The sequence below is a fragment of the Streptomyces piniterrae genome (assembly GCF_005048155.1).
GTDB classification, from domain to species: Bacteria; Actinomycetota; Actinomycetes; order Streptomycetales; family Streptomycetaceae; genus Streptomyces; species Streptomyces piniterrae.
Window position 1 is genome coordinate 571,618 of the sequence record NZ_SUMB01000003.1, and the last position, 12,471, is coordinate 584,088.

Annotated in this window: 9 protein-coding genes and 1 tRNA gene; 3 read left to right on the forward strand and 7 right to left on the reverse strand. The window is 72.5% G+C overall.

Going from position 1 to position 12,471, the window contains the following annotated elements:
• Positions 1–11 precede the first annotated feature (11 nt).
• Together FCH28_RS11240 and FCH28_RS11245 are read left to right on the forward strand one after the other, a co-directional pair.
• Positions 12–1,493, forward strand: coding sequence for an FHA domain-containing protein (locus FCH28_RS11240; protein WP_136739666.1), 1,482 nt, complete (start codon positions 12–14; stop codon positions 1,491–1,493).
• Between the two features lie 73 nt (positions 1,494–1,566).
• Positions 1,567–1,971 carry a globin gene (locus FCH28_RS11245; RefSeq protein WP_136739667.1) on the forward strand — a complete coding sequence of 135 codons (405 nt, stop codon included), beginning with the start codon at positions 1,567–1,569 and terminating at the stop codon, positions 1,969–1,971.
• A gap of 51 nt (positions 1,972–2,022) precedes the next feature.
• Here the strand turns inward: FCH28_RS11245 and FCH28_RS11250 are convergent, their stop codons facing one another.
• From FCH28_RS11250 to FCH28_RS11280, 7 genes are all read right to left on the reverse strand, one after another.
• On the reverse strand, positions 2,023–2,745 hold the full coding sequence (locus FCH28_RS11250) for a DUF8010 domain-containing protein (RefSeq protein ID WP_136739668.1): 723 nt from the start codon (positions 2,743–2,745) through the stop codon (positions 2,023–2,025).
• The gene (locus FCH28_RS11255; RefSeq protein WP_136739669.1) at positions 2,742–3,176 is read right to left on the reverse strand and encodes an acyl-CoA thioesterase; all 435 of its coding nucleotides are present in this window, start codon (positions 3,174–3,176) and stop codon (positions 2,742–2,744) included. Before FCH28_RS11255 ends, FCH28_RS11250 begins: the two co-directional genes overlap by 4 nt.
• A gap of 5 nt (positions 3,177–3,181) precedes the next feature.
• A complete protein-coding gene (gene ettA, locus FCH28_RS11260) occupies positions 3,182–4,846 on the reverse strand; it encodes an energy-dependent translational throttle protein EttA (RefSeq protein ID WP_136739670.1) in 1,665 nt (554 codons plus the stop codon).
• A 333-nt stretch (positions 4,847–5,179) separates the two neighbouring features.
• On the reverse strand, positions 5,180–6,577 hold the full coding sequence (locus tag FCH28_RS11265; RefSeq protein WP_136739671.1) for a Cys-Gln thioester bond-forming surface protein: 1,398 nt from the start codon (positions 6,575–6,577) through the stop codon (positions 5,180–5,182).
• Positions 6,578–6,840: 263 nt separating this feature from the next.
• Complete coding sequence (locus tag FCH28_RS11270; protein WP_136739672.1) at positions 6,841–7,590, reverse strand: single-stranded DNA-binding protein; 750 nt, start codon at positions 7,588–7,590, stop codon at positions 6,841–6,843.
• Positions 7,591–7,737: 147 nt separating this feature from the next.
• Entirely contained in the window at positions 7,738–9,618 is a 1,881-nt protein-coding gene (locus FCH28_RS11275) for a YfjP family GTPase (RefSeq protein ID WP_425471921.1), read from the reverse strand.
• Positions 9,619–10,052: 434 nt separating this feature from the next.
• Positions 10,053–11,798, reverse strand: coding sequence for a dynamin family protein (locus tag FCH28_RS11280; protein WP_425471911.1), 1,746 nt, complete (start codon positions 11,796–11,798; stop codon positions 10,053–10,055).
• Between the two features lie 303 nt (positions 11,799–12,101).
• On the opposite strand from FCH28_RS11280, the gene FCH28_RS11285 reads away from it, so the two are divergent.
• Positions 12,102–12,174 (forward strand) — tRNA-Arg (locus FCH28_RS11285).
• Positions 12,175–12,471: the final 297 nt, after the last annotated feature.

Consider the following 12,471-nt stretch of genomic DNA (forward strand, 5'->3'; position numbering starts at 1 on the left):
GAAGAACCGACATGCCGACCTGCCCGAACGGCCACCAGTCGGTGGCCGAAGACTGGTGCGAGGTGTGCGGCCACCGGATTGCGGGCGCTGTCGCCCCGCCGCCCTCCCTGCCCGCGGGGTTCCTGAACACACCGCCCAGCCAGCCGGCCGCCCAGCCCGGTCCGCCGCCCGGCCAGCCCGGTCCGCCGCCCGGAGCCCCCGGCCCCGGCCCCGGTACGCAGGGGGGCCAGGGGGGCTACGGCTTCCCGCCGCCGGCGCCCGGCCCCGGCCCTCAGGGCGGCCAGGGCGGTTACGGCTTCCCGCCGCCCGCGCCCGGCCCCGGCCCCGAGCAGTCCGCACCGCCGGAGCTCTGCCCGCAGTGCGGTACGCCGCGCGAGTCGGTGGCGCCGTTCTGCGAGGGGTGCCGCTACAACTTCCTCACGAACTCGACGACGTCCTACGCCCCGCCGGCCGGCCAGCAGCCCGGCGGTCCCGGCATGCCGGGTGGGCAGGGCGGCTACGGCTTCCCGCCGCCGGCGCCCGGCCCCGGCCCGGGTCCCGGCACTCAGGGCGGCCAGGGTGGTTACGGCTTCCCGCCGCAACAGCCCCAGCAGCCGCAGCAGGGCCCGCCGCCCGGCCAGCCCGGCCCCGGTGGATACCCAGGCCAGCCCGGTCCGCCGCCCGGTATGCCCGGCCCCGGCCCCGTCGGCCGGCCCGGCCCGCCGCCGCAGCAGGGCGACGACTGGACGCTGAACCCGCCCAGCGCGCAGACCGCGGCCCCGCCGATGGCGCCCGCGCCGCAGCAGCCCGGCCCGCCGCCGGCTCCGTACGAGCAGGCTCCGTACGAGCAGCAGCAGCCGCCCGCGCCGTTCCCGCCGCAGCAGCCGGGCCCGTATGAGCAGCCGCAGCAGCCCGGACCCTACGAGCAGCAGCCGCAGGCTCCGTACGAGCAGCAGGCACCGCCCCCGCCGTTCGAGCAGCAGGCGCCGCCCCAGCAGCACCAGGCGCCCCCGCAGCAACAGCAGCCCGATCAGCAGCAGTGGAACGGCGGTCCCGGCCCCGGCCAGGTTCCCGCCGCGCCGCCGCAGGGTCCGGCGCCGGTCGTCGGTGCCGGCTGGGTGGTGGCGATAGCGCCGGACCGCGAGTACTTCATGGCGATGATGGGCCGCAGCGGCCCGGAGGCGGCGGGGCTCAACCTCCCCGCGTACTCCCCCGAGCAGGTGCTGCCGCTCGCCAACGGCCAGATCTCGGTCGGCCGCCGCCGGAACAGCACCGGCGAGGCCCCGGACGTCGACCTGGGCCGCCCGCCGGAGGACCCGGGCGTCTCGCACCAGCACGCGCTGCTGGTGCAGCAGCAGGACGGCAGCTGGGCGGTCGTCGACCAGAACTCGACCAACGGCACGACGATCAACCTCGGCGAGGACCCGATCCAGCCGTATGTGCCGGTGCCGCTCCATGAGGGCGACCGGGTACACGTCGGCGCCTGGACGACGTTGACCGTCCGGCGGGGCTGAGCCACCGACGGCCCGTTGCGAGGGGCGTGACCTTCCGGGTCACGCCCCTCGCCGCATCTGCCACCATGGACGCGTGAACAAGATTCCGCGCGGCACACTTCAGGAGCAGACCTTCTACGAACAGGTCGGTGGCGAACCGACCTTCCGTCGTCTGGTGCACCGCTTCTACCAGGGAGTCGCCGAGGACCCGCTGCTGCGGCCGATGTACCCGGAGGAGGATCTGGGCCCGGCCGAGGAGCGGCTCGCGCTCTTCCTCATGCAGTACTGGGGCGGCCCCCGTACGTACAGCGACGGCCGCGGCCATCCCCGGCTGCGGATGCGGCACGCCCCGTTCACCGTCGACCGCGCCGCGCACGACGCATGGCTGCGGCACATGCGGGACGCCGTGGACTCCCTCGAACTGTCCGAGGAACACGAGACGCAGCTGTGGAACTACCTCACCTACGCCGCCGCTTCGATGATCAACGCGGCGGACTGAAGGGCCGCCCGGGGCCCACGCCCCGGGGCCCGTCCGCGCTCAGGTCGGCGCTCAGGTCGGCGTGACCGACAGCCCCAGCAGCCCCGCCGGTCCGCCCTTCCGCACGGCGACCGAGCCGTAGGCGCTGCTCAGGCGCAGCCAGCCGCCCGCTTCGAGGAGCGTCGGGGGCTGCGGTTCGTGGGCTGCGGCGGGCGGCGTACCGCCACCGGCCAGGGCTCCCGTGCGGGCGGGACGCAGGAAGCCCAGCGACTGTGCGGCGTGCACGGCGCGCAGCGGGAGGTGGGTGTCGCCGAGGGTGCGCGACCAGATCTCGCGGCCGATCCGGTCGCGTTCGGAGCGGGTGCGGTGCTGCGGCGGCAGCGCCTCGTCACGGGCCCGGAATTCGGCGACGGCGGCGGCCACCGCGCGTAGCAGCGCGTCGGGCGCGGGCAGGCCGGGCACCCGTCGCCAGCCGCCGCGGGGCGGTAGCAGTCCGGCCCAGGGCGGGCCGGTGACCGCGGCGGGCACGGTCAGTGTTTCCGCCGACTCCTGGATTCCTTCGAGGAGTTCGCCCGCGGAGACGGTGACGTCGGTGACGTCATGGACATGGTCCTCGGCGAGCCGGGCGGTGCGGATCGCCAGCACCTCGAACGACGGCGGGCGGCCGAAGACGGCGAGCACGCCGTCGCGGGCCTGGAGCCGTACCGCGGCGGCGCGGTCGTAATGGATCAGCCGGGCCAGGAAGGCGGCGAGATCCGCCGCCTCCCCGGCTCCGGCCAGGCGCAGCGCCGTCATACGGCGACGGCCCCCTCCTGATGCGAGGCGTCGTCCATGAACTCCTTGAGGAGGGCCTTCTCCTCCGCGGTGATGCGGCGGGGGCGCTCCTCGGCGAAGTCATACGGGACGACGACGGTCGAGGCCCGGAGGTAGAGCGTGGACTCGTCCTTGACCTCGTACGCGACGGCCATCGACACGGCTCTGACCTTCGTCACCCACAACTCGATGGTCACCGGGGAGTGCCGGTGCACCAGCGGCCGCACATAGTCGATCTCGTGCCGGGCGACGACGGAGCCGCCCGTGAACGACGGGCTGCCGTCCCCCGGCGCCAGCCGGCGCATGAAGTCGATCCGCGCCTCTTCGAGGTAGCGGACGAACACCGCGTTGTTGACATGGCCGAACGCGTCCATGTCCGACCAGCGCAGGGGGCAGGAGTAGAGGTGTCGCACGACGGTCAGCCCCGGGTCAGCTTCTTGTACGTGGCACGGTGCGGACGGGCCGCGTCCGCTCCGAGGCGCTCGATCTTGTTCTTCTCGTACGACTCGAAGTTGCCCTCGAACCAGAACCACTTGGACTCGCCCTCGTACGCCAGGATGTGCGTGGCGACGCGGTCCAGGAACCAGCGGTCGTGGGAGACGACCACGGCGCAGCCGGGGAACTCCAGCAGTGCGTTCTCCAGGGAGGACAGGGTCTCGACGTCGAGGTCGTTGGTCGGCTCGTCGAGGAGCAGCAGGTTGCCGCCCTGCTTGAGGGTGAGCGCCAGGTTGAGGCGGTTGCGCTCACCGCCGGAGAGCACCCCGGCCGGCTTCTGCTGGTCCGGGCCCTTGAACCCGAACGCGGAGACATACGCCCGCGAGGGCATCTCCACGTGGCCGACGTTGATGTAGTCCAGCTCGTCGGAGACCACGGCCCACAGGGTCTTCTTGGGGTCGATGTTCTCGCGGCTCTGGTCGACGTAGGAGATCTTGACGGTCTCGCCGACCTTGATGTCGCCGGAGTCCGCGGTCTCCAGGCCCTGCAGCATCTTGAACAGCGTGGTCTTGCCGGCGCCGTTCGGGCCGATGATGCCGACGATGCCGTTCCGCGGCAGGGTGAAGCTCAGGTCGTCGATCAGGACCTTCTCGCCGAAGGCCTTGTTGAGCTTCTCGACCTCGACGACGACATTGCCCAGACGCGGGCCCGGCGGGATCTGGATCTCCTCGAAGTCCAGCTTCCGCATCTTGTCGGCCTCGGCGGCCATCTCCTCGTAACGCGCCAGGCGCGCCTTGGACTTGGCCTGCCGCCCCTTGGCGTTGGAGCGCACCCACTCCAGCTCGTCCTTCAGACGCTTCGCACGCTTGGCGTCCTTCTGGCCCTCGACCTTCAGACGGGTCTGCTTGGTCTCCAGGTACTTGGAGTAGTTGCCCTCGTAGCCGTGCGCACGGCCGCGGTCGAGCTCCAGGATCCAGCCGGCGACGTTGTCGAGGAAGTACCGGTCGTGGGTGACGGCGACGACGGTGCCGGGGTACTTCGCCAGGTGCTGCTCCAGCCACTGCACGGACTCGGCGTCCAGGTGGTTGGTGGGCTCGTCGAGGAGCAGCAGGTCGGGGGCCTCCAGCAGCAGCTTGCACAGCGCGACGCGGCGGCGCTCACCACCGGAGAGGTTGGTGACCGGCCAGTCACCGGGCGGGCAGCCCAGCGCGTCCATGGCCTGCTCGAGCTGGGTGTCCAGGTCCCACGCGTTGGCGTGGTCCAGGTCCTCCTGGAGCTTGCCCATCTCCTCCATCAGCGCGTCGGAGTAGTCGGTCGCCATCAGCTCGGCGACCTCGTTGAAGCGGTGGAGCTTGCCCATGATCTCGGCAGCGCCGTCCTGCACGTTCTGCAGCACCGTCTTGGACTCGTCCAGCGGCGGCTCCTGGAGGAGCATGCCGACGGTGTAGCCCGGGGAGAGGAAGGCGTCGCCGTTCGACGGATGCTCAAGACCGGCCATGATCTTCAGCACCGTGGACTTACCGGCGCCGTTGGGACCCACGACACCGATCTTCGCGCCCGGCAGGAAGCTCAGCGTCACGTCATCGAGGATGACCTTGTCGCCGTGCGCCTTGCGCGTCTTGCGCATCGTGTAGATGTACTCAGCCAAGAGAAACCGTCCGGCAGGTTTGGATCTTCAGGATCTGTCAGGTCTGTTGCGGGTCCGCCGCCTGGGCCATGGTGCGGCGTGGCCGGGCGAGGGCAGATACACCCATCTTGCCGTACGTCCGACCCCCGACGGAAACGGGTTCCGCTGGGCGGACCGCCGACGGGCCGCGGTGGAGCGTTGTCGCGGCACCGTTGTGGAGCGGTGCCGCGGTGGGCGGGTGGACGCCCGTGGCCCCGGAGCGAACGCTGCTCCGGGGCCACGGGGTGGTGCTTCGACTGCCGGCCGGTGGGCAGGTCGGCCGTCGATCGGTTACGGCGATCTGTTACCGCTCGCTCACTGTGCGGTGGTGCCGGTCTTCTTCTTGCGGAGGAAGAACACCGCGCCGCCGCCGACCAGTACCAGGACGACCGCGACGCCCGCGATCACCGGCGTGGCGTTGCTGGAGCCGGTCTCGGCGAGGTCGCCGCCGTTGCCGCCGGTGGTGCTGCCGCCGACCGAGGCCGGGCTGGGCTTCGAGGAGGGCGTGCCGCCGCCGTGGCCGGCGGTCTTGCAGTCCAGGACCCCGGAGAAGGTCTTCTTGAAGCCGCCCGCACCCTTGATCGTGATCTCGTAGGGCTGGTCCTCGGCCACCGGCACGGTCACGGTCTGCGACTTGCCGGGCGCGATCTCGTAGTCCTTGCCGGAGAGCTGGAAGCGGAACGCCTCATCGCCCTTGTTGCTGGCGGTGACGTCGACACCACCCTTGGCGCAGTTCTTCTCGGCGGTGATCGCCGGGATGGCGCCCTGCTTCTTCCAGGAGACCGTGGCGGCCGCGGAGACCGTGGACTCGCTGGAGCCGGCCAGGATCTGCGTCTGGCTCTTGGCGTGCTCGCCGATGCCGGTGAAGGCACGTCCGACCGGAACCTTGGTGGCGGCCTGGGCGGTCAGCGAGGTGCTGCCGTCGGCGGCCCCCTTGGGCACGTCGAAGAACAGCTGGCTGCCGTCGGCGGCGCTGGTGACGGGCTTGCCGTCCTTGCCGACGACCTTGACGCCGGCCGGTACGTCGGCGGCCGGGGAGACCGTGACGCTGTCGGCGTTGGTGTGCACGGTGACCGGGCCGAGGCGGTTGCCGGACTTCCCGGAGACGGCCGGCGGGTCCAGCGTCAGCGACGCCTTGGGCTCGGCGAGGTTCTGCGCGCTCTTCTCCAGGTAGTCGGCGAGCTTCTCGGCCGCGGGGTCGACCGCGTCCACCTTGGCGTGGTCGGAGAAGCGCCAGATCGCGACCTGGGTGCCGGCCGCGGCGGTCCGCTCGCTGAGGCTCCCGGCGCCGGCCTTGGAGGCGAGCGCCGCCAGGTCGTTCACCTGCGGGTAGGAGTTCTGCAGGATCCAGCGGATCTTGCCCGCGTCACCGTTGTTGTGCAGCGACGAGGCGCTCCAGGGCACTTCCTGGTACTTCGCCTGCTGCTGCGTCGGGTTGTGGATGTCGATGCAGTACGTCTGGAGCGTGCCGCCGTTGTCGACCGCCATCTCGAAGAGCCCGGCGCCCACGCGCTGGTCCTGCCCGTCGCTGTGCACGATCGCCTGATCGAAGGTCTTCAGACCGCCGAGCGTGGCGGTGGCGCCCCCGTGCGCGGGGGTCGTGTCATCCGCCGCGGCGGTCCCCGCGGTGGCTATCGCACCCGCCGCGACCAGGCCCGAGGCCACGACCGCGGCGGCAAGGCGGGCTGCGCCCCGCCTCTTCATCGAAAGCATGAATTTCCCCTCTGGGCGAGGCGGTCAAATGGGGAGGATGCCTCGCCGGAAGATCCCAAAGAACTCAACAGCCGAACTGGTCAGCCCCCGTGAGTACTCGTCAGCCCCCGTAGCTACTCGCAGGATCTTATGGAGCAGGCGCATCAGGGTCCCCAGTAATGGCATTCCATAAGCGATCCGAATCGCAATCGTTATCGATCACGGGCACCCTGACCTGGGATTATCGATAAATCACCGGGACTTATCGGGCACCCGGCGCCTTCTCAGGCGAATTGCTTGGGGGCGGAGAGGGAGGCGGGGGCAGGGGCGCGGGCTTCGGGCGTTTGATCAGACGGCGGCGGGACCGGCCGCGGAATTGTTGATTCCGTAACTTTTGATTCCGTAACTGCTGGCGTCGCTACGCCGATTGCCACTGTCGATGTCTCGGGAGCTGTCGATGTCTCGGGAGCTGTCGACCTCTCGGGAACTGCCGGTGTCCCGGGAACTGCCGGTGTCTCCGAAGCAGCTGTGGACGTCTCGGTGGCTGCCGTGGGCGTTTCTGCAGGGGCCGGGGGCGTCTCCGCAGCGCCCGTGGGTGTCCCCGTAGCCGTCGACGTCCCGTCTGCTGCCCGTAGTTGCGGCGGCGCGAGGTCCGTACGCGCCCAGGAGACTCTGCGGAACGCGGCGGTGCCGCGCGCGAGATCGTGTCCGATCGCGACGGCGTCCACTTCGGCCGCGAACCAGCGCTGCCCGCCCCGCTCCGCGGACTGCTCCCCTTCGCGCACCCTCAACCGCCCGTGAACCACCAGCGGTTCGCCCACCGCCACCGACGCGGCGACATTGTCCGCGAGGGCGCGCCACGACCGGACCGTATAGAAACTGGTCTCCGCGTCGGTCCAGCACTCCCGCGTGCGGTCGAAGCGCCGGGACGTCGCCGCCATCCGGAACCGCGCCACCGCCACCCCCGCCGTCGTCTGCCGGTGCTCCACCGCCGTCGCGGCATTCCCCACCAACGTCACCATCGTGTCGTTCATCGGACCCGCCCCCGTTCGCTCTCGTCGTGCGTGGAACCCATGCTGCACGGATTCGGCGAGGGCCGCCGTGGGCTGTGGACGGCGGGCCGACTGTGGACAACCCGGTCACCCGGGAGGGTGGGCGACCCGCCTCACCTCACGCTCGCCTCACGCCCCCGCGGCCACCGCGTACCGCTCCCGCACCTCCCGATAGCGCAGCAACTCGGCGGCCACCGGCTCCAGGACCCGGGCCCGCCCGCAGCCCGCCGCCGCGCCGCGCAGCCGCCGCTCGGCCTCCTGCCCGTACCGCCGGGCCGGCCCGCGCGCGGCCACCCGGCTCATCCAGGTCAGCGCCGGGCCGCCCACCGAACCGATGACCGCAGGCAGCAGCGCCGAGCCCCATGCCGTCCCGTCGGCCACCCCCGTGAGCACCCCCAGCAGCCACAGCACGCCGACCACTTGGAGCACGAACAGCAACCCCTGCAGCGCGGCGGCCACCGTCCACCACCGCGGCTTCCCGGCCGGCCCGCCCCGCAGGGACTCCTCGGCTTCGGCCGCCGCCCGGTCCAGTGCCTCCGGCAGCCCGTCCGCGCCGCGGCCCGCCGCATCGCGCACCGCCTGCGCCCAGGGCGCCGGCAACCCGCACGCGGCCTCGCCCGCCACGGCCCGTACGGCCTGTTCCACCACGGGCCGCGCGGCCGGCCGGGCATCCACGGCCGCCTCGGCCACAGCACCGTTGAGCCGTCCGACGGCGGTCCCGACGTTCTTCCGCCCCGCGATCGTCCGCCCGACATCGGCACGTCCGACATCGGTACGCCCGACATCGGTACACCCAACCTTCATCCGTCCGGCGTTCGTCCGTCCGGCGTTGGTACGGGCCGCCGCCGCGGGCTCGTCCGCACCGGTCCGCCCGCCGCCCACTTCGGCGTGCCCCTCGGCCGCCCGCCGTCCCGTGCGCCGACTCCTCAGCCGTGCCCACGGGGAGCCGCAGGCCCGTGCGGCCTGCCGTAGCCAGTCGCGTTCCGCCGCGCGCCCGATGGCCACCGCGCCCACCGCCTCGGCCAGCCGGGCGTCGAAGTCGGCGCGGGCCCGTTCCGTCAGCCCGACCCGGTTCTCCGCCACGTACACCGGCCGCAGCCGCTCGGCCGCCGCGTCCACATCCGCCGCCAGCCGCCGGGCCGCCGCACCCCGTTCCGCGACGAACTGGCCGAGCGCCTCGCGCAGTTCCCCGACGCCCTGTCCCGTCGCGGCGGACAGCGCGAGCACCGTCGCACCGGGCTCGCCGTGCTCGCCCAGCGCCAGTCCGTCCTCGTCCAGGAGCCGGCGCAGATCGTCCACCACCTGGTCGGCGGCGTCCCCGGGCAGCCGGTCCACCTGGTTGAGCACCACGAACGTGATCTCCGCATAGCCCGCCAGCGGCCGCAGATACCGCTCGTGCAGCACCGCGTCCGCGTACTTCTCCGGGTCGACCACCCAGATCACGGCATCCACCAGGGCCAGCATCCGGTCCACCTGGGCACGGTTCTCGGTGGCCGCCGAATCGTGGTCGGGCAGATCGAGGAGGATGAGTCCGCGCAGGTCAGGGGTGCCGTCCACCGGGACGTGTCGGCGGCGCGCCGGTACGCCAAGCCGGTTCAGCAGCCCTTCCGCGCCGGCTCTGTCGTCGGACCACACGCAGGCCACCGGTTCGCAGGTCGTCGGCCGCCGCGCGCCGACCTGCGAACGGCTCCCCCCTGCCAGCGCGTTGAACAGCGACGACTTGCCGCTGCCGGTCGCGCCGGCGAGGGCGACGACGGTGTGCTCGCCGGAGAGCCGGCAGCGCGCGTCCGCCGCGTCCAGCACCCGTGCCGCCTCCTGGAGCATCTCGCCGTCCAGCCGGCTCCAGGAGAGCGCGGTCAGTTCGCGCAGCGCGTCCAGCCGCGGCCGCAGCACCTCGTCCGTGCCGCGCCGCTGCCTGCCGGGCGCATGCCCGTAGGCGACGGACGTGCCCTGTGCCCCGTCGTAGGCCGTGGTCCGGTACGCCGCCCCGACGCGGCCGTCCTCGGCCATGCCCGCGCCGAAGCCGACGCCCGCGCGCATGTCCAGGTCCAGGTCCACGTCCAGGCCCAGGTCCACGTCCACGGGCGCGTCGGCACCCGCACCGACGGCCATACGGGCGCCTCCTCCCCGTAGCAGTCCGTCCTGGAGATCCGCTTCGAGGTCTGCCGGAATGATCGGCTCACCGTGGGAGGCGTCGGACACCTCAGTCGCATCAGGGGCCCCGGCGGCCGGCTCCATCTCCCGGCGCCCCGCCCCGGCCCGGAACATCGTCTCGCCCCGCGCCCTCCGCGCGATCAACCCGTCGTCCCACACCCCGTCCGCCCGCACCGCCACCGGGCCGTCGCCCGAGGGCTCCCGACCACCGCACGCCCCGCCACTCCTGCCGCCGGCGTTCCCGGCGTTCCCGGCGTTCTCCACGGGGTCCGTGTCCTCCGTAGCAGCGGTCACCCGAGCACCTTCTCCTTCTGCAGTACGGACAGCGCGGCGATCAACTCGGCCTGCTGCTCCGGTGGCACGGACAGTCGGTCCAGTGGGGCGAGCCGCCGCTCACGCTCGCCGTCCAGCGCGCGCTCCAGGTACGTGGCCAGCAGCCGGCTGCCCCGGTCGCACAGCCGCAACGCGCTCTGGGCCCCCAGCAGATCGGCGAGGTTCTCGCCCGCGGTCCGCGCGCGGCGTCCGCCGAGCAGCGCCGTGGCCAGCAGCGCCGCGGCCTCCTCCGGGGCGACCGAGCCCGCACGCTCGGCCGCCCGCCCGCCGCGCGCCTCACGGGTCTCCTCCTCGGCCAGCTCCTCCATGCAGCGCCGCCAGCGCCGGACGACCACCCCGAGCCGCCCGACCGCCCCGGTGGCGCCGGCGGCCGCCGCCAGCGACGCGTCCGCCGCCGCGGGATCGCGCCGCCAGGCATCACCGGCCCGCTCGTCGGCCTCCTCGACCGCGCAGGCCAGCAGGGAGGTGAGCCCCTGCGTCAGCGCGTCCAGCAGCTCGTCAGGGCGGCCGCCACCGGCATGCTCACGCCAGCGGGCGCGCGCGTCGCCGGACAGCACCTCGCCCGCCGCGACCTCCCGCCGCACCCGCTCCGCGGCCGCCTCGTAGGCCTCCTCGACCCGGCCGGCCAGCCGCAGCGCCGCGGCGTGCTGGGCGGCGGCAGCCCCGGCCAGCGCGGGCAGCCGGCTGCGCAGCGAGGCGATCACCCCGGCCGCCGTACGGTCGGCGGCGGCGGCGCGGGCGACCGGGTCCTGGGCATGCCGCTCCAGCCAGTCCCGCAGCGCGGCGACCGCCGTGGCGGGCAGCAACCCGCTCCCACCGCCGGCCGATTCGGGCAGCTCGGGAATGGTGAACCGCGGTACGTGGCCGAGACCGGCGCGCTGGAGGAGCTCCGCGTACCGCCCTGCAACATCCGTGACGATCTGATGCGGCACCCGGTCCAGCACGGTCACCAGCGTGACGTCGTACTCCTTGGCCGTCCGCAGCAGATGCCAGGGCACCGCGTCCGCGTACCGGGCGGCGGTGGTGACCAGCACCCACACATCCGCCGCGCAGATCAGCTCGGCGGCCAGCTCCCGGTTGGCGGCGACGAGCGAGTCGATATCCGGGGCGTCGAGCAGCGCCAGCCCACTGGGCAGCGCCGGCTCGGTCTCGATGCGCACCGTCGGCATCCCGGACTCGCCGCCCCCCGCGCCCCCGTAGCCTCCATACCCGCGGAGCCCGTCCGCCTCCTCGGCCTCATCCCCTCCGCTCTCCCCCCACTCACTCTCCTCGTACGCGTCATAAGCGTCATAAGCGTCATACGCGCCGTCGCCGCCGTCCTGCTCGGGCACCCACACCCGCGTGAGCTGCGGCAACACCCGCGGCCCAGCGAACCAGTGGTGATCGTCGGGGTGACAGACGAGCACCGGCGTACGGGTCGTCGGGCGCAGCACTCCCGCCGCGGAGACCCGCCGCCCGACCAGGGAATTGACCAGCGTGGACTTGCCCGCCCCGGTGGATCCGCCGATGACTGCGAGCAGAGGGGCCTGAGGTGCGCGCAGGCGGGGCATCACATAGTCATCAAGCTGGGCGAGCAGCTCGGCTCGGCTCCGCCGGGCACGGGCGGCGCCCCGAAGTGGCAGCGGAAAGCGTGCGGCGTCGACGCGGTCGCGCAGTACGGACAGTGCATCGATGAGCCGGGGTCGTACGTCCAAGGTCGCCACATGTGCAGAATGCCCAATTTCGATGGGTTTTTGAAGCGTATAACCCCTCGTGCGCGCCGCAGAAACCCCCACAGACCAGGATCAGTGATCCATGGGACGTTCGCGACAAGTGAGACGCAGGCATAACGAGTGCACAACACCCGACGCCCGACACACCAAAAACAGTGCAGGATTCGTACCCGCCTGCGATTATCGGGACCGCTTCACCGAACCTCCACAACGTGCCACGCAGGTGAAGCAACCGGGACGAGGCACCCGGACCTCTATCCTTGTCCGCGGTCCGTGATCCACGTCCACCGCCCGGCCCCCGTAGCTCAGTGGATAGAGCAGGTGCCTTCTAAGCACTTGGCCGCAGGTTCGAGTCCTGCCGGGGGCGCTCTCCACGACCCTCCCTATGGGAGGGTCTTTTTGCTGGTCAGAGCACCCATGGTCACCCGCACGGAAGCACCGGCCACTCCCCGGTGCTCGGTAGGAGGGTCCGGCGCCGTCCGGCTGTCACCGGGTTTCTGCGGGTGGTCACGGAGAATACGCGGTGAAGTCGTCGAGGCGCCGCAGCCAGCCACCAAGGGCAGGACACAAACCGAAGGCGTTTCGCAAGGCCGTGCACCGAGACGCGGCGACTGATCGACGTGCCGAGTAGAGACACCCACGCCCCACAGACTGGGTGCCGAGC